This is a genomic window from Amycolatopsis sp. NPDC023774 (assembly GCF_040639695.1).
Lineage (GTDB): Bacteria > Actinomycetota > Actinomycetes > Mycobacteriales > Pseudonocardiaceae > Amycolatopsis.
In genome coordinates, this window is the sequence record NZ_JBFAAJ010000012.1 from 92,227 (window position 1) to 113,999 (window position 21,773).

The 21,773-nt window shown below is 69.7% G+C and carries 19 protein-coding genes and 1 pseudogene; 12 read left to right on the plus strand and 8 right to left on the minus strand.

Annotated features, from left to right (window positions below; translation table 11 throughout):
* Positions 1 to 63: 63 nt before the first annotated feature.
* From AB0F91_RS24510 to AB0F91_RS24525, 4 genes and pseudogenes are all read left to right on the plus strand, one after another.
* Positions 64 to 1,776 (plus strand): acyl-CoA dehydrogenase, encoded by a 1,713-nt coding sequence (locus tag AB0F91_RS24510; protein ID WP_360600816.1) that lies wholly within the window; start codon positions 64 to 66, stop codon positions 1,774 to 1,776.
* 590 nt (positions 1,777 to 2,366) lie between these two features.
* A pseudogene (locus AB0F91_RS24515) lies at positions 2,367 to 2,675 on the plus strand (PucR family transcriptional regulator); the annotation flags it as partial.
* 82 nt (positions 2,676 to 2,757) lie between these two features.
* Positions 2,758 to 2,937: a helix-turn-helix domain-containing protein gene (locus tag AB0F91_RS24520; RefSeq protein ID WP_360601067.1), complete on the plus strand. Its 180-nt coding sequence runs from the start codon at positions 2,758 to 2,760 to the stop codon at positions 2,935 to 2,937.
* Between the two features lie 173 nt (positions 2,938 to 3,110).
* Positions 3,111 to 3,617 carry a GNAT family N-acetyltransferase gene (locus AB0F91_RS24525; protein ID WP_360600818.1) on the plus strand — a complete coding sequence of 169 codons (507 nt, stop codon included), beginning with the start codon at positions 3,111 to 3,113 and terminating at the stop codon, positions 3,615 to 3,617.
* Positions 3,618 to 3,624: 7 nt separating this feature from the next.
* On the opposite strand, the gene AB0F91_RS24530 is transcribed toward AB0F91_RS24525, so the two are convergent.
* Complete coding sequence (locus tag AB0F91_RS24530) at positions 3,625 to 6,030, minus strand: Tex family protein (RefSeq protein ID WP_360600820.1); 2,406 nt, start codon at positions 6,028 to 6,030, stop codon at positions 3,625 to 3,627.
* A 169-nt stretch (positions 6,031 to 6,199) separates the two neighbouring features.
* Here AB0F91_RS24530 and AB0F91_RS24535 point away from each other — a divergent pair, with 169 nt between their 5' ends.
* Complete coding sequence (locus tag AB0F91_RS24535; protein WP_360600822.1) at positions 6,200 to 7,705, plus strand: glycosyl hydrolase family 18 protein; 1,506 nt, start codon at positions 6,200 to 6,202, stop codon at positions 7,703 to 7,705.
* Positions 7,706 to 7,910: 205 nt separating this feature from the next.
* Here AB0F91_RS24535 and AB0F91_RS24540 read toward each other — a convergent pair whose 3' ends face one another.
* The 3 genes from AB0F91_RS24540 to AB0F91_RS24550 all read right to left on the minus strand — a co-directional run bounded on the left by AB0F91_RS24540 (position 7,911) and on the right by AB0F91_RS24550 (position 12,252).
* Entirely contained in the window at positions 7,911 to 9,623 is a 1,713-nt protein-coding gene (locus AB0F91_RS24540) for a GMC family oxidoreductase (RefSeq protein ID WP_360600824.1), read from the minus strand.
* Positions 9,620 to 11,083 (minus strand): NAD(P)/FAD-dependent oxidoreductase, encoded by a 1,464-nt coding sequence (locus tag AB0F91_RS24545; protein ID WP_360600826.1) that lies wholly within the window; start codon positions 11,081 to 11,083, stop codon positions 9,620 to 9,622. Before AB0F91_RS24545 ends, AB0F91_RS24540 begins: the two co-directional genes overlap by 4 nt.
* A gap of 80 nt (positions 11,084 to 11,163) precedes the next feature.
* On the minus strand, positions 11,164 to 12,252 hold the full coding sequence (locus AB0F91_RS24550) for a winged helix DNA-binding domain-containing protein (protein WP_360600828.1): 1,089 nt from the start codon (positions 12,250 to 12,252) through the stop codon (positions 11,164 to 11,166).
* Positions 12,253 to 12,333: 81 nt separating this feature from the next.
* Between AB0F91_RS24550 and AB0F91_RS24555 the strand changes: the two genes are divergently transcribed.
* Complete coding sequence (locus AB0F91_RS24555) at positions 12,334 to 13,383, plus strand: AraC family transcriptional regulator (RefSeq protein WP_360600830.1); 1,050 nt, start codon at positions 12,334 to 12,336, stop codon at positions 13,381 to 13,383.
* On the opposite strand, the gene AB0F91_RS24560 is transcribed toward AB0F91_RS24555, so the two are convergent.
* Positions 13,310 to 13,975 (minus strand): helix-turn-helix domain-containing protein, encoded by a 666-nt coding sequence (locus AB0F91_RS24560; RefSeq protein WP_360600832.1) that lies wholly within the window; start codon positions 13,973 to 13,975, stop codon positions 13,310 to 13,312. The genes AB0F91_RS24555 and AB0F91_RS24560 overlap by 74 nt on opposite strands.
* Before the next feature lie 196 nt (positions 13,976 to 14,171).
* Here AB0F91_RS24560 and AB0F91_RS24565 point away from each other — a divergent pair, with 196 nt between their 5' ends.
* Positions 14,172 to 14,477 carry a hypothetical protein gene (locus AB0F91_RS24565; protein ID WP_360600833.1) on the plus strand — a complete coding sequence of 102 codons (306 nt, stop codon included), beginning with the start codon at positions 14,172 to 14,174 and terminating at the stop codon, positions 14,475 to 14,477.
* 167 nt (positions 14,478 to 14,644) lie between these two features.
* On the opposite strand, the gene AB0F91_RS24570 is transcribed toward AB0F91_RS24565, so the two are convergent.
* The 3 genes from AB0F91_RS24570 to paaI are packed head-to-tail and all read right to left on the minus strand — an operon-like array spanning position 14,645 to position 16,910.
* Positions 14,645 to 15,238: a TetR/AcrR family transcriptional regulator gene (locus AB0F91_RS24570; protein ID WP_360600835.1), complete on the minus strand. Its 594-nt coding sequence runs from the start codon at positions 15,236 to 15,238 to the stop codon at positions 14,645 to 14,647.
* Positions 15,235 to 16,518 (minus strand): phenylacetate--CoA ligase PaaK, encoded by a 1,284-nt coding sequence (paaK, locus tag AB0F91_RS24575; protein WP_360600837.1) that lies wholly within the window; start codon positions 16,516 to 16,518, stop codon positions 15,235 to 15,237. The genes AB0F91_RS24570 and paaK overlap by 4 nt, the downstream gene beginning before the upstream one ends.
* Positions 16,515 to 16,910, minus strand: a complete 396-nt coding sequence (gene paaI, locus AB0F91_RS24580; RefSeq protein ID WP_360601069.1) for a hydroxyphenylacetyl-CoA thioesterase PaaI — start codon at positions 16,908 to 16,910, stop codon at positions 16,515 to 16,517. The genes paaK and paaI overlap by 4 nt, the downstream gene beginning before the upstream one ends.
* 223 nt (positions 16,911 to 17,133) lie before the next feature.
* Between paaI and paaZ the strand changes: the two genes are divergently transcribed.
* From paaZ to paaD, 5 genes are read left to right on the plus strand one after another with little or no spacing between them, the layout of a single operon-like run.
* The gene (gene paaZ / locus AB0F91_RS24585; RefSeq protein WP_360600839.1) at positions 17,134 to 19,161 is read left to right on the plus strand and encodes a phenylacetic acid degradation bifunctional protein PaaZ; all 2,028 of its coding nucleotides are present in this window, start codon (positions 17,134 to 17,136) and stop codon (positions 19,159 to 19,161) included.
* Positions 19,158 to 20,102, plus strand: coding sequence for a 1,2-phenylacetyl-CoA epoxidase subunit PaaA (gene paaA, locus AB0F91_RS24590; RefSeq protein ID WP_360600841.1), 945 nt, complete (start codon positions 19,158 to 19,160; stop codon positions 20,100 to 20,102). Before paaZ ends, paaA begins: the two co-directional genes overlap by 4 nt.
* Positions 20,099 to 20,383: a 1,2-phenylacetyl-CoA epoxidase subunit PaaB gene (gene paaB / locus AB0F91_RS24595; protein ID WP_220246877.1), complete on the plus strand. Its 285-nt coding sequence runs from the start codon at positions 20,099 to 20,101 to the stop codon at positions 20,381 to 20,383. Before paaA ends, paaB begins: the two co-directional genes overlap by 4 nt.
* Before the next feature lie 7 nt (positions 20,384 to 20,390).
* Complete coding sequence (paaC, locus tag AB0F91_RS24600) at positions 20,391 to 21,248, plus strand: 1,2-phenylacetyl-CoA epoxidase subunit PaaC (RefSeq protein ID WP_360600843.1); 858 nt, start codon at positions 20,391 to 20,393, stop codon at positions 21,246 to 21,248.
* Positions 21,242 to 21,772 carry a 1,2-phenylacetyl-CoA epoxidase subunit PaaD gene (paaD, locus tag AB0F91_RS24605; RefSeq protein ID WP_360600845.1) on the plus strand — a complete coding sequence of 177 codons (531 nt, stop codon included), beginning with the start codon at positions 21,242 to 21,244 and terminating at the stop codon, positions 21,770 to 21,772. The genes paaC and paaD overlap by 7 nt, the downstream gene beginning before the upstream one ends.
* Position 21,773 lies beyond the last annotated feature (1 nt).

Below are 21,773 nucleotides of genomic sequence, written 5' to 3' on the forward strand. Positions count from 1 at the left end.
GAGTGAGTTTGCCCGCACCCCGGCCCCTTGCTAAGTTACCCGCCGGTAATACGGAGGAGAGCCATGCCGCTGCTCAACCCGCGGGCCTACGACCCGCAGTCGTTCGACCCCGAGACCCGACGCCTGCTGCTGGCCACGATTGAGTGGTTCGAGTCACGCGGCAAGCGCAAGCTCACCGAGGACTACCACCGCCACACCATCTACGCGGACTTCCTCGAGTTCGCCGGCAAGGAAGGCCTCTTCGCCACCTTCCTCACGCCCGCCGCCGCAGCCGACGGCGCGCCGGACAAGCGCTGGGACACCAGCCGCGTCGCCGCGCTGTCGGAAATCCTCGGCTTCTACGGCCTCAACTACTGGTACCCGTGGCAGGTCACCATCCTCGGGCTCGGCCCGGTGTGGCAGAGCGGCAACGAGGTCGCGCGCAAGCGGGCGGCCGACGCGCTGGACGCGGGCGGCGTCGGCGCGTTCGGCCTGTCCGAAAAGGACCACGGCGCCGACATCTACTCCTCCGACCTCGTGCTCACTCCTGACGGCGCGGGCGGTTACCGTGCCAACGGCTCGAAGTATTACATCGGCAACGGCAACGTCGCCCGCACGGTGTCGGTCTTCGGCCGCATCGACGGCGTCGCGGGCCCGGACCAGTACGTGTTCTTCTACGCCGACTCGACGCACCCGAACTACCACGTGGTGAAGAACATCGTGCCCTCGCAGATGTTCGTCGCCGAGTTCCGCCTGGAGGACTACCCGGTGCACGCCGAGGACATCCTGCACGTCGGCGCGGAGGCCTTCAGCGCAGCGCTCAACACCGTGAACATCGGCAAGTTCAACCTGTGCTTCGGCGGCATCGGCATGGCCACGCACTCGCTGTACGAAGCCATCACCCACGCGCACAACCGCATCCTCTACGGCAAGCCCGTCACCGACTTCCCGCACGTGCGCCGCGAGTTCGTGGAGGCCTACGCGCGGCTGGCCGGCATGAAGCTGTTCTCCGACCGCGCCGTGGACTACTTCCGCTCCGCCGGCCCGGACGACCGGCGCTACCTGCTGTTCAACCCCATCACCAAGATGAAGGTGACCACGCAGGCGCAGAAGGTGATCGGCCTGGTCGCCGACGTCGTGGCGGCCAAGGGATTCGAGGCCGACACCTACCTCGCGATGGCCAAGAACGACATCGACGGCCTGCCCAAGCTGGAGGGCACGGTGGCAGTGAACCTCGCGCTGATCGCGAAGTTCATGCCCGCCTACCTCTTCGCGCCCCAGGACTACGCCCCGGTGCCGACCCGAGACGACGCCGCGGACGACGAGTTCCTCTTTCGCCAGGGCCCCGCGCGCGGTCTGTCGAAGGTCCGGTTCCACGACTGGAAAACGGCCTACGGCAAGGCTTCGCACCTCCCGAACGTCGCGCTCTTCCGCGAACAGGCCGACCACCTCGTGCGCCTGCTCACCGAAGCCGCGCCGGACGAGGCCCAGCAGGCCGACCTGGACTTCGGGCTGGCTTTGACGGAGCTGTTCACCCTCGTCGTCTACGGCCAGCTGATCCTGGAGCAGGCCGAGCTCACGGGCGAGTCCGACGACGTCGTGGACCAGCTCTTCGCCGTGCTGGTGCAGGACTTCAGCGCGGCCGCCGTGGACCTCAACGGCAAGGCGAGTTCCACGGACAAGCAGCAGGAGCTGGCCCTCGCGGCCCTGCGCAAGCCTGTGGTGGACGCCGACCGCTTCGCTCGCGTGTGGACAGTGGTGCGCGACCTCTCGGGCACCTACGAGATGGACGCCTAGAGCCACCGGGTCCGTTGTCCTGACGGACAACAAATGACCTCGTTCCGGTTGATCGGGAACATGCCTGCTCACCGTGTGCCCTGCTGCACGGTGAGCAGGCATCCCTTTCACCCACAACCGGAACGAGGCTGGTCATGGCCGCTCCCGCGCTGACCACGGTTGTACTGGTCCACGGCGCCTTCCGACGCGTCAGGCTGGCCGGCGGTGGCCGCCGGGGTCGCCGCCGACCCCGGCTACATCAGGGGGCTTCGTCGCGACGATCCAGGGCGGGCATCTCGAACGTGCGGACGTTGGTCTACATCGCCGCTTTCGCGCCGGATGAGGGAGAGACGTTGCTCGAGTCCTTCACACACGGCGGCACCGCCGAACTGGGTGAGCGCCTGGTTCGGCGCCCGTACCGGGTGCGCCCGAGGCGACGCCGACGGGTACATCGACCTGCAGTTCTTCCACCAGCTGTGCTGCGCCGGACACCGATCTCGCCGCTTTCCTGGCCGTCGCCCAGCGCGGGTTCGCGCTGTCCTGCCTGTCCACCCCTTCCGGAGTGCCCGGCCGGCGGACCATCCCGAGCTGGTGTCTCGTGACCGCCGACGATGTCCGTCTGGGAGGTGGCCGACGTGCTTCGGCTGCCCGAACGGGGGCCGTTCGTCGTGGTCGCGGCCGAATCGGTGCCACTGGCCCAGGAGGCGCTGCCTGGCATCGAGAACCGCTTGTGGGCAAGCCGCATCGGATCGGCCCGGCGGCTGACGCCCGACGCGCAGATCGGGATCGTCCGCTTCGAGACCGACGCCGGCCTGCGCCCGCTCACGTCGACGCGTACGGAGTCGGCCCGCGGCCGGATCGGCGTCAACTCGCCGTACCTGGCGCTGACGGATACGGCGGCCGCGCTGCGGTTCGCCCGCATCGCCCTGGCGAGCACCGTCGCCGGCACCCCGCACGTCACCATGTTCCCTTGCCGTCGCAGCGGTCAGCGCGCCCGACGCGATGCAGCGAGTCCGGCAGGCCGTGCTCGGGCCGATCCTCGACCTGCCCCCGGAGCAAGGCAAGGTCCTCCTCGACACCTTGGCCGCGTGGCGGGACAACGGGGGATCGGCGTCGGGCGCCGCGGCCGTTCTGTTCTGCCACCCCAACACAGTCCGCCACCGGTTGCACGGGTCGAGGTAGCCACGGGCCGCTCTCTGGGCGATCCGACAGCGACCGCGGAGATCCTGATCGCGCTCGAGGCAGCGTTGCTGGGAATTGCGCAGCAGTGATGAACGCTGAGGCGCACCGGGTTCGCGGTCGCACTGATCCGCGAACCCGGGCCGCGCTCGTCCGCGCGGCTACGATGACGCGCCGTGACCGCACCCCGCCTCGAAGCCGAGGCCATCAAGACCCCGCGGCTGGACCTGCTGCCGCTGCTCGTCGCGCACGCCGAGGAGATGGCGCGGGTGCTGTCCGATCCGGCGTTGCACACCTTCATCGGCGGCACGCCGGACACGCCCGAAGCCCTGCGCTCGCGCTACGAGCGGATGACCGCCGGCTCTCCGGACCCGGCCGTGACCTGGTTGAACTGGGTGATCCGGCTTCGCGGCGAGGAGTGCCTGACGGGCACCGTCCAGGCGACCGTCAGCGGCGCCGGCGCCGAGCTCGCCTGGGTGGTGGGGACGCCGTGGCAGGGCCGGGGCATCGCCACCGAAGCCGCCCAGGGCCTCGTCGCCTGGCTCGAACGGCAGGCGGTGCCCGCCGTACTCGCCCACGTCCGCCCCGGGCACCGGGCTTCCGCCGCCGTGGCCACCGCCGCCGGGCTCACGCCCACCGACGAGTGGTACGACGGCGAAATCCGCTGGCTCCGGACCCGCTGACCCGGCGCTACTTGCCGAACCCGGCGCGCCGCAGCGCGTCGGCCATGGCGCCGCCACCGCCGGCGTTGCCCCCACGGTCACGACCGCCGCCGCCACCGCCGCGGTTGCCCTGCTGGCCCCGCCGCTGACCGCCGCCGCCCTGGCCGCCACCGCCGCCCTGACCACGGTCACGACCGCCGCCGCCACCACCGCCACCGCGCCGGTCCTGCGACGAAGCACCCGGCTCGTCGTCCAGGCGCAGCGTCAGCGAGATCCGCTTGCGCGGCACGTCGACGTCGAGCACCTTCACCTTCACGATGTCGCCGGGTTTCACGACGTCGCGCGGGTCCTTCACGAAGTTCTTCGACAGCGCCGAAACGTGGGCCAGGCCGTCCTGGTGCACGCCGACGTCGATGAACGCGCCGAACGCCGCCACGTTCGTGACCACGCCTTCCAGCCGCATACCCGGCTTGAGGTCACCGATCTTGTCCACGCCCTCGGCGAACGTCGCCGTCTTGAACGCCGGACGCGGGTCGCGGCCGGGCTTCTCCAGCTCGGTCAGGATGTCCGTGACGGTCGGGAGCCCGAAGGTCTCGTCCACGAACTCGGCCGGCTTGAGCGCCTGCAGCGTGCGCGCGTTGCCGATGAGCTCGCGGATGCCCGTGCCGGTGCGGTCGAGGATCCGCCGAACCACCGGGTAGGCCTCGGGGTGCACCGAGGACGCGTCGAGCGGGTCGTCGCCGTCCGGGATGCGCAGGAAGCCGGCGCACTGCTCGAACGCCTTGGGCCCGAGCCGCGCGACCTCCTTCAGCGCCGTACGCGACTTGAACGGGCCGTTGGTGTCGCGGTGGGCCACGATGTTCTCGGCCAGACCCGTGGTGATGCCAGAAACACGCGTGAGCAGGGGAGCGGACGCGGTGTTCACGTCCACGCCCACCGCGTTCACGCAGTCCTCCACCACCGCGTCGAGCGAGCGCGACAGCGACACCTCGGACAGGTCGTGCTGGTACTGCCCGACACCGATCGACTTCGGGTCGATCTTCACCAGCTCGGCCAGCGGGTCCTGCAGCCGGCGCGCGATCGAGACGGCGCCGCGCAGCGAGACGTCCATGCCCGGCAGCTCCTGCGACGCGAACGCCGACGCCGAGTACACCGACGCGCCCGCCTCGCTGACCACGGCCTTCGTGAGCTTCAGCTCGGGGTGCTTCTTGATGAGCTCCTGCGCGAGCTTGTCCGTCTCCCGCGACGCGGTGCCGTTGCCGATCGAGATCAGGTCCACGTGGTGCTTCGCCGACAACGCGGCCAGCTCGGCGATCGACTGGTCCCACTTGTTCGCCGGCTGGTGCGGGTAGATCACGTGCGTGTCCACGACCTTGCCGGTCGCGTCGACCACGGCCACCTTCACGCCGGTGCGGAAACCCGGGTCCAGGCCCATGGTCGCGCGCGTGCCGGCCGGAGCGGCCAGCAGCAGGTCGCGCAGGTTCGCAGCGAACACGCGCACGGCGTCGTCCTCGGCCGACTGGCGCAGCCGCATCCGCAGGTCGATGCCCAGGTGCAGCAGGATCTTGGTGCGCCAGGCCCAGCGCACGGTGTCGCCGAGCCACTTGTCGGCCGCCCGGCCCTCCTGCGTGATGCCGAACTTCTGCGCGATCCGCTGCTCGTACTGCGTCGGCCCCACCCGCGGTTCGGCGTCTTCCGCGGCCGGCTCCTCGGGCTCCATCGAGAGGTCGAGGATTTCCTCCTTCTCGCCGCGCAGCATCGCGAGGATGCGGTGCGAGGGGAGTTTCGTGTACGGCTCGGAGAACTGGAAGTAGTCGGCGAACTTCGCGCCTTCTTCCTCCTTGCCCGCGCGGACCTTCGACGCGATGTGGCCCTCGGTCCACATCTTCTCGCGCAGCTCGCCGATCAGGTCGGCGTCTTCCGCGAAGCGCTCCACGAGGATCGAGCGGGCGCCGTCGAGCGCGGCCTGCGCGTCGGCCACGCCCTTGTCGGCGTCGACGAACACCGCGGCCGCGGCCTGCGGGTCGGTGTTCGGGTCGTTCATGAGGCCGTCGGCCAGCGGCTCGAGGCCCGCCTCACGGGCGATCTGTGCCTTCGTCCGCCGCTTCGGCTTGTACGGCAGGTAGATGTCCTCCAGGCGCGACTTCGTGTCCGCGGCCATGATCTGGGCCTCGAGCGCCTCGTCGAGCTTGCCCTGCGTGCGGATCGATTCCAGCACGGCGACGCGCCGCTCGTCGAGTTCCCGCAGGTAACGCAGCCGTTCCTCGAGCGTGCGCAGCTGCGCGTCGTCGAGCATCCCGGTGACTTCCTTGCGGTACCGGGCGATGAACGGCACGGTCGACCCCCCGTCGAGGAGATCGACCGCGGCCTTGACCTGACCTTCGCGCACCCCCAGCTCTTCGGCGATCCGTTCCTCGACCGACTGCACGCTCACAACCAGGCTCCTGCTCCGTCTCGGTGTTCCGTGCCGAGCATTCTGCCGTCCGGCGCGGTGCGACTTTCGTATGGCCCCGTCGAAGCGACGCCCGAACGGTTCCTTGACACCGAGATTGGTCTAGTCCACTTTGTGGTGACCTGCCTCACTCTTTCGTGGAGGTCTCGCTGTGTTCTCCGAACGGTCCCCACAACCTCGCCCGTCCCGCAGACCCAAACTGGCGATCGGCGCCCTGATCGCCACCGTGGCCGCGTGCCTCGGTGCCACCTTCGTCATCGGTGGCAGCGCGTCCGCAGCCAACATCCTCGCCAACCCCGGCTTCGAAAGCGGCAGCCTCTCGGGCTGGACCTGCACTGGTTCCGCCTCCGTGGTGTCCAGCGGCGCCCACGGCGGCACCAAGGCGCTCAGCGCCGCGCCCTCGTCGTCGGACACCGCCCAGTGCTCGCAGCAGGTGACGGTGAAGGCGAACACCGCCTACCAGTTGTCGGCCTGGGTGCAGGGGAGCTACGTCTACCTGGGCGTCTCCGGCACCGGCGGCGCCGACACCAGCACCTGGACGCCCGGCACGAGCGGCTGGAGCCGGCTCTCGGTCGAGTTCACCACGGGCGCGTCCACGAGCATCACCGTGTACCTGCACGGCTGGTACGGCCAGCCGGGCTACCTGGCCGACGACGTTTACCTCGATGGCCCGGGCACCCCGCCGCCCACGACGCCGACCACGCCCACGACACCCACTACGCCCACGACTCCGCCCACCCCCACCACTTCGCAGCCGCCGACGACCGGTGACCTGGCCAAACACGTGCTCACGGGCTACTGGCAGAACTTCTACAACGGCGCCAAGGCCCTGCGGTTGGCCGACGTGCCCACGCGGTACAACATCATCGCCGTGGCCTTCGCCGACGCCACGGGCACGCCGGGCGCCGTGAACTTCACGCTCGACCCCGGCTTGTCGTCGCAGCTCGGCGGCTACACCGACACGCAGTTCCGCGCCGACATCAAGACCGTGCAGGCCCGTGGCCAGAAGGTGATCATCTCCGTCGGCGGCCAGAACGGCACGATCAACGTCAGCGACTCGTCGTCGGCGAACAACTTCGCCAACTCCGTGAAGTCGCTGATCTCGAGCTACGGCTTCGACGGTGTGGACATCGACCTCGAGAACGGCATCAACGCCACCTACATGGGCCAGGCGCTGCGCAGCATCCACAACGGCGCCGGCTCGATCATCACCATGGCGCCGCAGACGATCGACATGCAGTCCACGCAGGGTGGCTACTTCCAGCTCGCGCTGGGAATCAAGGACATCCTCACGGTCGTCAACATGCAGTACTACAACTCGGGCACCATGCTCGGTTGCAACGGCCAGGTCTACGCGCAGGCCACTGTGGACTTCCTGACGGCGCTGGCGTGCATCCAGCTCCAGGGTGGTCTGCGGGCCGACCAGGTGGCCCTCGGTCTGCCGGCTTCCGGCTCGGCGGGCGGCGGCTACCAGGCTCCGTCGAACGTCGTCTCGGCGCTGAACTGCCTCGCTCGCGGCACGAGCTGCGCCGGCTTCAAACCCTCGGCCACGTACCCGGCGATCCGCGGCGCCATGACCTGGTCGATCAACTGGGACGCGTCCGCCGGGTACGCGTTCGCGAACACCGTTGGCGGCGCGCTCGCGAACCTGCCTTAGGGGCGCTGGCGGACAAGACCTTGGAAGGACTCCCGCGACGGCAGGGAGGGAGTCGTCGCGGGAGCTCCTTTCAAGACACCCCCAGTGCACGTGCCCAGAGGGGGGTGAGCGCGTGCGACGTCGCAAGCGTGCCTGGTGGTGGTTGGTGGATGTGTTGAGGAACTGTTGAATCGGCTGGTCAGCGCTCGATGGTCACTGCCCGAGGTCACTGCCTGATCCAGATGTCGATGATCGGCAGGTGCAGTGCGCCTGGCGCCGTCGAGGGCACGGTCGGCTTCAGCGGCGTCACCGGCGCCACCCGTCGGTACGGCTCGCCCAGTGCAGGGCGCGGATCCGGCTCGCCCTTGTTCGGCCACAACGCCATGGCGCGCTCGGCCTGGGCGGTGATCGTCAGCGACGGGTTCACGCCCAGGTTGGCCGAGATCGTCGAGCCGTCCACGATGTGGAGGCCGGGGTGGCCGTAGACGCGCTGGTAGGGGTCGACGACGCCGGTGTCGGGGGAGTCGCCGATGGTGCAGCCGCCGATGAAGTGGCCGGTGATCGGGGTGTTCGCCAGGTCGGTCCACGCGCCCTGCGGAAGGCCGCCGATCTTCGCGGCGACGCGTCGGGTCACCTCGTGCCCGGCGGGGATCCAGTCGGGGCTCGGCTCGCCGGCGCCTTGGCGGGTGGTCATGCGGCGGCCCAGCAGACCTCGTTTCGTGTACGTGGTCACGGAGTTGTCGAGTGTCTGCATCACGAGCAGGCCGATCATGCGTTCCGACCAGCGCCGCGGGTTGTGCAGGCGCGGCAGCTGGCGCCAGCGCCTGGCCAGTTCCCGCAGGCCCAGCGCCCACCGGCGTTTGCCGGGCTCGGCGTCCACGAGGACGGTGGCCATGAGGCCCATGACGTTGCTGCCCTTGCCGTAGCGCACGGGCTCGACGTGGGTGACGGCGTCCGGATGGATCGACGACGTGATGGCGACGCCGCGCGTGTAGTCGGTGCCCTCGCGCAGGGAACGCGCGGCGAGCACGGCCTCGGAGTTGGTACGCGCCAACAAGCCGAGGCGCAGTGACAGGCCCGGGAGCGTGCCGTTGTCGCGGAGGCGGTGCAGGAGCCGTTGTGTGCCCAGCGCCGCGGCTGAGAAGACGACCTCGCCCGCGGTGAAGGTGCGCCGGCCGCGCCGGATCCAGCGGCCGGTGCGTTCGGTGTCCACCGCGTAGCCGCCGTCGACCGGGCGCACGGAGACCACCGTCGTCAGCGGGTGGACTTCGGCGCCGGCCTGCTCCGCCAGGTAGAGGTAGTTCTTCACGGTCGTGTTCTTCGCGCCGACGCGGCAGCCGGTCATGCACTCGCCGCAGTGCGTGCAGGCGCGTCGCGCGGGGCCGGCGCCGCCGAAGAACGGGTCCGGGGTCTCTTCGCCCGGGTGTGATCCGAAGTACACGCCGACAGGGGTACGGCGGTAGGTGTGGCCGATGCCCATGTCGTCCGCGACCTCGCGCAGCACCTCGTCGGCCGGCGTCGTGAGTGGGTTCTCGACGACGCCCAGCATGCGTTTGGCCTGGTCGTAGTAGGGCGCCAGCTCGTCCTTCCAGTCCGTGATGTGGGCCCACTGCTTGTCCCGGTAGAACGCGTCCGGCGGCTCGTACAGCGTGTTCGCGTAGACCAGCGAACCACCGCCGACGCCGGTGCCGCTCATCACGAAGGTGTTCTTCAGCAGGGTCAGCCGCTGGATGCCGTACAGGCCGAGTTTCGGGGCCCACAGGTACTTCCGCAGGCGCCACGACGTCTTGGCGAACTCGTCGTCGGCGAAGCGCCGCCCGGCCTCCAGCACGCCGACGCGGTAGCCCTTCTCCGTAAGCCGCAACGCCGTGACACTGCCGCCGAAGCCCGAGCCGATCACGAGCACGTCGTAGTCGGGGTTCAAGACCGTGCTGCTCAAGACGAGGCCACCACCCTGAAGTCGGCCGGGTCGAGCACCCGGGTCCTGCGGTCGTACTCGGTCACCAGCCCGGGCCAGTTGGTGCTCACGCGCCCGTCGGCCTGGCGGTACCAGCTGGTGCACGCGCTCCACACGCTGTGGCCCAGCCGCTGCTGCACCTCGCGGTCGTAGCGCTCCTCCACCTCGGGTCGCACGTCCACATAGGACACCCCGGGTCGCGCGAGCTGTTCCACGGCTTGGCGGATGTAACGCGCCTGCCGCTCGATCATGTAGATGATGGAGCCCGCGCCGAGGTTGGTGTTGGGACCGTAAACGCAGAACAGGTTGGGGAACCCGGGCACCGTCATCCCCAGGTACGCGCGGGCGCCGCCGCGCCACGCGTCGTCGAGGCTGCGCCCCTCGAGGCCCAGCACCTTCATCGAGCCGAGGAAGTCGGTGGCGTTGAAGCCGGTGCCGTACACGATCACGTCGGCTTCGTGCTCCACGCCGTCTTCCGTGCGCACTCCGCGTGGCGTGATCTCGCGGATCCGGCCGGTCTCGACCTCGACGTTCGGCTGCGCGAGCGCGGGCAGGTAGTCGTTGGTGAACAGGATCCGCTTGCAGCCCAACGGGTACTTCGGCGTCAGCTTCCGGCGCAGCGCGGGATCCTTGATGTGCTTGTGCCGCAGCTGCGCGGTCCGCAGCTCGAACGCCTTCGCCAGCACGGGGTGGCGCGTCATCGCGTACGTCGCGTACTCGGCGAGCAGGAAGATCCGCAGGCGGCCGAGCAGCTGCGTCGCCGGGAGACGTTCGAACAGCCGCTTCTGCCAGCGCGTGTACCGCGTGTCGTTCTTGGCCATGATGTAGGGCGCCGTGCGCTGGAAGATCGTGAGCTTGCCGGCGCGTTTCTGCAGCTCGGGCACGAACTGGATCGCACTCGCCCCGGTGCCGATCACGGCGACGCGCCTGCCGTCGAGGTCTGCCTCGTGGTCCCACTGCGCGGAGTGGAACGCGACCCCCTCGAAGCTGTCGCGCCCCGCGATGTCGGGCAGTACCGGGCGTGACAGCTGCCCGACCGCCGGCACGAACACGTCGGCCTCGAAGGTCTCGCCGCCCGCCGTCTCCACTCGCCAGCGGCCCTCGTCGAACGTCGCGGACGTGACGTCCCGGCCGTAGCGGATGTGCGGGCCGAGGTCGTAGTCCGCCACCACGCGCTTGAGGTACGCGTGGATGTCCGGCTGCATCGAGAACCGCTTGGGCCAGTGGGGATTGGGCGCGTAGGAGAACGAGTACAGCGGCGACGGGATGTCGCACGCCGCGCCGGGGTAGGTGTTCTCGCGCCACACCCCGCCGGGTTCGTTCGCGCGCTCGAGGATCGTGAAGTCGTGGAAGCCGGCGCGCTTCAGCTCGATCGCCGTGCCGACCCCGCCGAACCCGGTGCCCACGATCAGCACCGACGGCGTTCTTGCCGTGTCACCCATCCTGAGCAAGTTACCGACGCGTCCGCCGAGGTGGAAGGACACGAACGGTCAGAGAATCGAGAATTCCGGACAGCGTCGGATCACGCGGGCAGCAGCTGGACGTCGTGGCGCAGGCCAGGTTCCGCCCAGACCAGCAGCCGCTTGCCGGAGCTCTCCAACGCGGCCGAGTCGCGCTTCGGCAGCCGTTCGTACGGCGTGAGCACGAGCGTGGCCGTGTCGCGGGTGGTCTTGATTTCCCAGGCGCCCTTCACGAACCCGCCGACGAGCAGCGTGCCCTTGACCAGACCGTTCTGGCTGATCACGCGCTTGCGGTGCTCGTCGCAGATCACACGCGTGCGGTCGGCGTAGGACAGCAGTGGCTGGTCGAATGGTGCCAGCAACCGCGGCGGTGCGGGCACGTCCTCGCCGGGCAGCGTCGCCCCGGGCAGGTCGTAGAGCGTGCGGCCGGCGTGGTCGACGTGGGTGCGCAGGTCCATTCCGTCGACCACTTCACCGAGCTTCGTCAGGCCCGACCACGCCTGCACGTCGGCCACCGTCGCCGGGCCGAACGCCGCGAGGTAGCGCCGCACCAGCTGTCCGGCCGAGGACCCGGCTCCGGTGCCGGCCAGCCAGTGGTCCGCGAGCTGGTACGTCGGCTGGCCGGCCTGGCCCCACACGCCGCGCGGCGGGATCTGCACGAGTGGCAGGAGGCAGCGCGCCAGGTGCATGAGCGCGTCGCTCTCGCGCTCGGGCCACTTCTCGGCGAGCGCGGCACCCAGCTGCGCGCTCGTGTACGGGCGGTCCGCGAGCAGCTCGCGCGTCACGGCGGCCACCTCACCGTGATCGAGTCCGGCCACGCGCGCCGCATGTAGGGTGTTCGTCCGAAGGTCGCGGTCCATGATCGGCTGTACGAGCGGGCGCCACGCCAGCGCGTCTGCCGCCGTCACGAGGTGCACGGTGCCGCGCATGAGCACGATCCGTGCCACGCTCCGGTCGAGGAGCAGCTTCGCCAGGTCGTGTGGCTTGAAGCCGTGCAGCCGCGCCCACAGCGCGTAGTACGGCGGGAGCGGCGCCTGCGCCTGCAGCCCCGCGAGGTGCTCGATGGCCGCCAGCGCCGGCATCGACGCCCGGCGCAGGAGCAGCTGCCGCTCCAGGGTCGCGCGGTTGAGGGCTCGCAGGCTCAGCTTCATGCGCGCGAGCGTAATGGGCACTGCGGACAGAACGCGTCCTCGATGAGCACTGCCGGCCTGACCTGATCCATAATTCCGGCCATGGCAGAGCTGGCAACCCCCGCGGTCCGCGACTGGGACTTTCCCCGCGGCACCGCCAGCGTGCTGCTCATGCTCGGGTTCGCCGAGGACCACGGCGTGCCCGCCGAGAAGCTGCTGCCCGGCACCCCGCGCGAGGCGCTGACCGGTCCGGACCGCCAGGTCGACGCGCGGCAGGAGCTGGCCGTGGTCCGAGCCGTCGCCGCGCAGACCGGCGGCGGCGACGACGTCGCGCTCGAACTCGGCCGCCGCTACCGCGTGACGACGTTCGGCATCTTCGGTTTCGCCTGCATCAGCAGCCCGACGATGCGCGACGCGATGCTGTTCGCGTTGCGCTACCTGGACCTGAGCTTCACCTTCTGCATCCCCCACGCGGAGCTGGATGCGGAGGGGATCAGCCTGGTGCTGGACGACTCACGCGTACCCGCCGACGTCTCGCGTTTCCTCGTGTTGAGAGACCTCGCCGCGATCCACACTGTGATGCGCGACCTGCTGCCGGGGATTTCCCCGCGGGGCCTGGAGTTCCGGCATTCGGCACCGTCGTCGGTTCAGTCCTATGTGGACACTTTCGGTGTCGAGCCGGAGTTCGGCGCCGAACGCCACCGCGCGAGCTTCGACCCCGCGTTCCTCACCATGCCGCTGCCCCAGGCCAACGAGCAGACCGTGGCTCTGTGCGCGGCCCAGTGCGACGCGCTCGTCGCCCGCCGCCGCGAACGGTCCGGCATCTCCCAGCTCGTGCGCGAACGCCTGGTGCGCCTGGGCGGCGTCGACGCCGGCATGGACGAGATCGCGCGCCAGCTCGCCGTCAGCCCGCGCACGCTGCGTCGCCGCCTCACCGACGCCGGCACGGGCTACCGGCAGCTCGTGGACGAGGTCCGCCAGACGCTCGCCGAGGAAATGCTCGACACCGGCGCGTTGTCCGTCGAGGATGTCGCGCTGCGCCTGGGTTACGCCGAGGCGTCGAGCTTCATCTACGCGTTCAAACGGTGGACGGGGACGACTCCGGCGGCCTACGCGCGCCGTTCCGCTCCGCGAGCACGGCCGGGTAGGTGACCTCGATCAGGCCCATGATCGATTCCACGAGGAAGGTCCGCAGCTCGGCGCGGTTGAGCGTGCCGCGGATCAGCCACTCGCGCGACGCCGCGCGCAACATCCCGCCGTACGACCGGATCATCGCGCGCAACTCTTCCCGGCCCTCGGTGACGTCGGTCATCAAGGCCCCGGCCAGCACGCGGTCGGCCGCGACGTCGTCGGCCTCCAGCATGATCCGCTCGATCTCGGGATCACGGCCGGCGGACTCCGGGCCGATCGCGGTGAGCCACGCGTCGCGGTTGCGATCGACCACGTCGATCCAGCGCTCGATGCCGACCTCCAGCCGGCGCCGCACGGGACCTTCGGGCAGCGACTCGACCACGGGCGCGGGCACGATCATCATCTGCCGCACGACCTCGAGGTAGAGCTCGCGTTTGCCGCCGAAGTAGTGGTTGATCAGGGGCCTCGCCACCCCTGCGGCGGCCGCGATGTCCGAAGTGGACACTGACGCGTAGCTGCCGGCCCCGAACAGGCGCCGCGCCACCGCGAGGATCTCGGCCCTGCGCTCGGCCGGTTCCAGCCGGCGCCGCGGGGGCCGGGTTCCGGTGCTCATCCGGCCAGCCTTCTCGTCCTCCGTCGTGCTGTCAACAAGTTGTTTACTGCACGTAAAGATCGTGTCCCGCTGTTGTGCGTGACGGTATTTGCGCGGTCGGACCAGGCCGTTATTGAACCGGAACAACCGGCCGGTAACTTCGCCGCCCGCTCGGACGACGGATCGAACGGGGGCTGGGCGCGTGGGGTAGGAGCAGATGAGCGATGCGGAGGGTGGCACGACCCGGCCCGCGGGGCGCTGGGTCAGCGTGCGCTTGCAGCACCGCCAGGTGCGCGTGGACGAATCCTGTTGTGCGGGCGAGTGTCGCGGCGAGTGTGCGGCGGACCTGTCCTACGACGGCATCGTCATCAGCAACTACGACGAGGGTGCCCTCGTGAGCGAGCGCTGGATCCCGCTGGGCGCCGAACCGAGCGAAGAAGACGACGAGGTCCTGATCGAGCAGCTGCGCGCCGCCATGCTCTGGCAGGCGCGCCGGCCGCCGGAGACCGCGACGGGGGAGTGAATCGCCGCCGGGTGGGGCTTTCCGGCGGCGAGTGTCACGTTACTGATCCGGCCAAAAGTAGGCCGACCCTCACGCAGCACGTAACCGTTGCTACGAAGCCATTCGGCCGTGACTGTGGTCGGATTGGTAACGATCGGCACAGTAGGACGGTGGCGGGGCGCCGCGGCTCATGCGCGCAGGCCGTCGAACGCCATCTTGCACACCGCGTCCGCCAGCTCCTCGCCCGAGGAGCCGCGGCGCGGCCGGTACCACTCGATCAGTGAGTTCACCGTGCCGAACAGCAGCCGCGCGGCAACGGCGGGGTCGATGTCGGGCCGCACGTCACCTTCGGCTTCGGCCTGCTTGACCAGATCCGTCACCAGCCGGTCGAACTCGCGCCGGCGGGCCAGCGCCGAACGTTCCACCTTGGTGTTGCCGCGCACGCGAAGCAGCAGCGTCACGAACGGCAGCCGGTCGGCGAGCACCAGCACACTGCCTCGCACGAGGTGCTCCAGTCGGTCGATCGCGCGGCCGTCGAGCCGTTCCGTGGACGCCGCGACCTCGAACAGCCCGTCGAGCGCGCGGTCCACCGACAGCCGCAGCAGCTCTTCCTTACTGGGCACGTGGTGGTAGATCGCCGACTTCGTGATGCCCAGCTTGCGCGACAGGTCTTCCATGCTGGTGCCGTCGTATCCGCGCTCGTTGAACAGCTTCACCGCGACCCGCAGCAATGACTCCAGGTCGTATCCAGGCCGCCCACGCCGGGCCGGAGGGGTCGTCACGTCTTGTCCCGCTCGTCGATCACGCGACGCATCTTGCCCACAGAACGCTCCAAGGTGTCCGGTTCCACCACATCGACACCCACTGTCACGCCGACGCCGTCCTTCACGCCCGCGATCAACGCCGCCGCGGCAGCCGTCCGCGCGTCCGCCGACGCGTCGTGACGCGCCTCCACCCGCACGGTCAACTGGTCCAACCGGCCCCGCGTCGACCGCACCAGCTGGAAGTGCGGGCTCAACGCGTCGGTCCGCAGCACGATCTCCTCGATCTGCGTCGGGAAGACGTTGACGCCACGCAGGATGATGAGGTCGTCGCTGCGCCCGGTCACCTTCTCCATGCGCCGGAACGCGGGCCGCGCCGTGCCCGGCATCAGCCGCGTGAGGTCGCGCGTGCGGTAGCGGATGATCGGCAGCGCCTGCTTCGTCAGCGACGTGAAGAGCAGCTCGCCCTGCACGCCGGACGGCAGCACCTCTTCGCTGAACGGGTCGATCACCTCGGGGAAGAAGTGGTCCTCCCAGATGTGCAGGCCGTCCTTGGTCTCCACGCACTCCTGCGCCACACCCGGACCCATCACCTCGGACAGGCCGTAGATGTCCACGGCATCGAGCGCGAACCGCTCCTCGATCTCCGCGCGCATCTGCTCGGTCCACGGCTCGGCGCCGAAGATGCCGACCTTGAGCGAGCTGGCCCGCGGGTCCACGCCCTGGCGCGTGAACTCGTCGAGGAGGGTGAGCATGTACGACGGCGTGACCATGATGATATCGGGCTTGAAGTCGGTGATCAGCTGGACCTGGCGCGCGGTCATGCCACCCGACGCCGGGATCACCGTGCAGCCGAGCTTTTCCGCGCCGTAGTGCGCGCCGAGGCCGCCGGTGAACAGGCCGTAGCCGTACGCCACGTGCACCTTGTGCCCGGGGCGTCCGCCGGCCGCGCGGATCGAACGCGCCATCACGGTCGCCCAGGTGTCGATGTCTTCCTCGGTGTAACCGACGACGGTCGGCTTGCCGGTGGTGCCACTGGACGCGTGGATGCGCCGGATGTCCTGCTGCGGCACGGCGAACATGCCGAACGGGTAGTTGTCGCGCAGGTCAGCCTTGGTGGTGAACGGGAACTTCGCGAGGTCCGCCAGCTCCTTGCAGTCGTCCGGGTGCACGCCCGTCTCGTCGAATTTCTTGGTGTAGAAGGGTACGTTGGCGTACGCGTGCCGCAGTGTCCATTGCAGACGCATCAGTTGGAGGGCGGCGAGCTCGTCCACTGAAAGCTTTTCGGCGTTGTCTTTCATCGGGTTTCCCGGCTCTTCTCGATGACGCGGCTGCGGCCGCGGAACTCGGCGACGACCTGGGGTCCTTCGGGGGTGTCCCGGTGCACGGTGACGTCGTAGATGCCGTTGCGGCCGTAGCGGGTGCGCTCGGTGGCTGTGGCGGTGAGGTGGTCGCCGAGGCGGCCGGCCGCGACGAAGGAGATCTCGGCCCCGGCGGCGACGGTGACCGGTCCGTGGGTGTTGCACGCGAGGGCGAACGCGGTGTCGGCGAGCAGGAACAGGTAGCCGCCGTGGGCGATGTCGTGGCCGTTGACCATCGACTCCGTCACCTTCATCGTCGCGACCGCGCGCCCGTCGGCGGCTGCCACGAGCTCGATGCCCAGGCCCTTCGACGCCTCGTCGGTGTCGAACATGGTGTGGGCCGCGTTGCGCGCCGTCACGTCGGGCGACCTCCCCGTGAGAAACTGACCGAATGGCCGGTAATCCAGGCCCGCGGCTAGTAAAGATGTGCCATAGGTTCCCTGTCAAGCACCAGGACTTCCGATCAGGAGCGGGAGCCGCTACGATGGAATTACTGAACGTCCGGTTGGTAATTGCGCGCGGGTGCCTTACGCGCGGCACGGCGAGAGGGTCAGCATGGTTTTGCTCAGAAGCTACGTCTCCGGCGGCTGGCACACGGCGACGGACGAGGGTGCGCCGCTGCACGACGCGGCGACCGGCGAGGAGGTCGCCCGCGTCTCGTCGACCGGCGTCGACTTCGCCGGCGCGCTCGACTACGGCCGCCGCGTGGGCGGCCCCGCCCTGCGTGAGCTCACGTTCCACCAGCGTGCGGCCCTGCTCAAGGCTCTCGCGTCCCACCTGCGCGAGCACCGCGAGGAGCTCTACGCGGTGTCGGCGCGCACCGGCGCCACGCTGGGCGATTCGAAGTTCGACGTCGACGGCGGCATCGGCGTGCTGTTCAGCTACGCGTCGAAGGGCAAGCGCGAGCTGCCCAACGACACCGTGTACATCGACGGCGCGGTGGAGCCGCTGAGCAAGGGCGGCACCTTCGTCGCGCAGCACGTCGCCGTACCGCTGCACGGCGTCGCGATCCAGATCAACGCGTTCAACTTTCCGGTGTGGGGGCCGCTGGAGAAGTTCGCGCCCGCGTTCCTCGCCGGTGTGCCGAGCCTGATCAAGCCCGCGAGCCAGACCGCCTACCTCACCGCGAAGCTGGTCGAGCTGATCATCGAGTCCGGCATCCTGCCCGAGGGTTCGCTGCAGTTCATCGCCGGCAGCGTCGGCGACCTGCTCGACCACGTGACCGCGCAGGACCTGGTGTCGTTCACCGGTTCCGCGTCCACCGCGCAGAAGCTGCGCGCGCACCCCGCGGTCGTGCGCAACTCCGTGCGCTTCAACGCGGAGGCCGACTCGCTGAACTGCTCGATCCTCGCGCCCGACGCGCGGCCGAGCACGCCGGAGTTCGACCTGTTCGTGAAGCAGCTGGTCACGGAGATGACCGTGAAGGCGGGTCAGAAGTGCACCGCGATCCGCCGCGCGTTCGTGCCGGCGGAGATGCTCGACGACGTCGCCGAGGCCGCGAGCGCGCGCCTGGCGCAGGTCGTGGTCGGCAACCCGACCGCCGAGGGCGTGCGCATGGGTGCGCTGGCCAGCCTGGAGCAGCGTGAAGAGGTCCGCCGCTCGCTCAAGGCCCTGCTCGACGCGGGCAGCGTCGTCTACGGCGATCCGGAGCACGTCGACGTCGTCGGCGCCGACGAGTCGACCGGCGCGTTCCTGTCGCCGGTGCTGCTGAAGGCCGACCCGCAGCGTTCGGAGCCGCACGAGGTCGAGGCGTTCGGGCCGGTGTCCACGCTGATGCCCTACACCTCGATCGAGCAGGTCATCGAGTTCGCCGCGCGCGGCGGCGGCAGCCTTGCCGGGTCGATCGTGACCGGCGACCCGGAGTTCGCGCGGACGATCGTGCTGGGCGTCGCGCCGTACCACGGCCGGCTGCTGGTGCTGGACGCCGACGACGCGAAGGAGTCGACGGGCCACGGCTCGCCGATGCCGCAGCTCGTGCACGGCGGGCCCGGTCGCGCCGGCGGTGGTGAGGAGCTGGGCGGCATCCGCGGCGTGCTGCACCACATGCAGCGCACGGCCGTGCAGGCCAGCCCGAAGGTGCTCGCTACCGTCACCGGCCGGTGGGTCGAGGGCGCGCCGCGCGTCGAGGGTGGCCACCCGTTCCGCAAGTCGCTGGCCGAGCTGCGCGTCGGTGACTCCGTGGTGGCCGGTCCGCGCACGGTGACCCGCGCCGACATCGACCACTTCGCCGAGTTCACCGGCGACACCTTCTACGCCCACACCGACGAGGCCGCCGCGGCCGCGAACCCGCTGTTCGGCGGGATCGTCGCCCACGGCTACCTCGTGGTGTCGTTCGCGGCCGGCCTGTTCGTCTCGCCGGAGCCGGGCCCGGTGCTCGCCAACTACGGTCTGGAGAACCTGCGGTTCCTCACGCCGGTCAAGGAAGGCGACGCGCTCACCGTGACGCTGACCGCCAAGCAGATCACCCCGCGCATCGACCAGGAGTACGGCGAGGTCCGCTGGGCCGCCGACGTCGTGAACCAGACCGGCGACTCCGTGGCGAAGTACGACGTGCTCACGCTCGTTTCGAAGGAGCAGCCGTGACCGCAACCGTTTCCCAGGAAGACCTGCTCGAGCACTTCGAGCACACCATCGAGCGCGACCAGCGCATCGAGCCGCGCGACTGGGTCCCCGAGGGCTACCGCAAGACGATGATCCGCCAGATCGCGCAGCACGCGCACTCGGAGATCATCGGCATGCAGCCCGAGGGAAACTGGATCACGCGTGCGCCTTCGTTGCGGCGTAAGGCGATCCTGCTTGCGAAGGTGCAGGACGAGGCCGGCCACGGCCTGTACCTGTACTCGGCCGCGGCCACGCTGGGTGCCGACCGCGCGGATCTCACCGACAAGCTGATCACCGGCCGGCAGAAGTATTCGTCGATCTTCAACTACCCGACGCTGACCTTCGCCGACGTCGGTGTGATCGGCTGGCTGGTGGACGGCGCGGCGATCTGCAACCAGGTGCCGCTGTGCCGCAGCTCGTACGGGCCGTACGCGCGGGCGATGATCCGGATCTGCAAGGAAGAGTCGTTCCACCAGCGGCAGGGCTACGAGCTGCTGATGACGATGATGCGCGGCACGCAGCAGCAGCGGGACATGGTCCAGGAGGCCGTGAACCGCTGGTGGTGGCCGTCGCTGATGATGTTCGGCCCGCCCGACGCGGAGTCGCCGAACACCGCGCAGTCCATGGCCTGGAAGGTCAAGCGGCACACCAACGACGAGCTGCGGCAGCGCTTTGTCGACATGTCGGTGCCGCAGGCGGAGGCGCTGGGCGTCACGTTCCCGGACCCGGACCTGCGCTGGAACGCCGATCGGGAGCACTACGACTTCGGTGCCGTCGACTGGGACGAGTTCAAGAACGTGCTGCAGGGCAACGGTCCGTGCAACAAGCAGCGCGTTTCTCATCGGAAGCAGGCGCACGACGACGGTGCCTGGGTTCGGGAAGCCGCGGTTGCGCACGCTGCCAAGAAGGAAGGTTCGCTGTGAAGCACGATTGGCCATTGTACGAGGTGTTCGTGCGCGGGAAGCGCGGGCTGAACCACGTGCACGTGGGCTCGCTGCACGCGGCGGACGACCAGATGGCGCTGCACAACGCCCGTGACCTGTACACGCGCCGCAACGAGGGCGTGTCGATCTGGGTCGTGAAGGCGTCGGACATCACCGCGTCCTCGCCGGACGAGAAGGACCCGTTCTTCGCACCCAGCGGCGACAAGGTCTACCGGCACCCGACCTTCTACGACATCCCCGACAACGTTCCGCACATGTGAGGCCTTGATGTCCTTCGACAACGTCTATGAGGCCATCACCGAGGACAACGACGCCCGGTGGGCCTTCGGCACCGGCTTCGCCGACCCGCTGTCCGGTGTGGACACTTCGGTGCCCCCGGGGGTGGACGCCGCTTCGCTGGCGGCGTACTGCTTGATGCTGGGCGACGACGCGCTGGTGTTCTCGCACCGTCTGCAAGAGTGGGTCACCAATGCGCCGGAGCTCGAGGACGAGGTGGCGATCGCCAACATCGGCCTTGACCTGCTCGGCCAGGCCCGCCTGCTGCTGGCGCGCGCCGGCAAGGCCGACGGGACCGACCGCTCGGAGGACACACTCGCGTTCCTGCGGGCCGAGCACGAGTTCCGCAACGTCCGGCTCGCGGAGCTCGGCGGGGGCCACTTCGGCCACCTGATGGCGCGGCTGCTCGTGTTCTCCACCTGGCGGCTGGCGCTGCTGCAGCAGCTGGAGTCCAGTGGCGACCCGGTACTCGCGGCGATCGCGGCCAAGGGCGTCAAGGAACTCGCCTACCACCGCGACTACGCGGCGCAGTGGGTCGTCCGCCTGGGCGACGGCACTCCGCTCTCGCACGAGCGGATGCAGGAGGGTTTCGACGCGGTGTGGCCCTACGTCGACGAGCTGTTCAAGACGCACCCGCTGGAGCTGGCGGACGCCGCGACGTTGCGACCGGAGTTCGACGTCGTCCTCGACCAGGTGCTGGCCGCGGCGACGCTGGAACGCCCGACCGCGGGAGCCGTGGCCGGCGTGTCCGGGCGGACCGGTCGCGACGGGGTCCACACTGAGCAGATGGGGTTCCTGCTGGCGCAGCTGCAGAGCGTGGCGCGGGCGATGCCGGACGCGACATGGTGACCGCCGACGTGCTCTTTCCGGCGGAGGCGGCATCGAACACCGCGCTGGCGGTGGCCGCCACGGTGACCGACCCGGAACTGCCGATGTTGACACTCGCCGATCTCGGCGTGTTGCGTTCGGTGTCCGAAGAGGACGGTCGCGTGACGGTGGCCATCACCCCCACCTACACCGGCTGTCCGGCCATGGACACCATGCGCGACGACCTGGAGCACGCGCTGCTCGGCGCCGGCTACTCGGACGTCGAGATCCGCACGGTGCTCGAACCGGCCTGGACCTCGGACTGGATCTCGGCCGACGGGCGCCGCAAGCTCGCCGAGGCCGGCATCGCGCCGCCGGGTGCGGCGCCGCGGCGTGCGAGTGGACCGGTGCCGCTCACGTTGTCACCGCCCGTGTCGCGCATCGCGTGCCCGCACTGCGGTTCGCTCGACACCGAGGAGCAGTCGCGGTTCAGCGCCACCGCGTGCCGGGCGCTGCGCCGGTGCCGCGCGTGCCTGGAACCGTTCGAACACGTCAAGGAGATCTGAG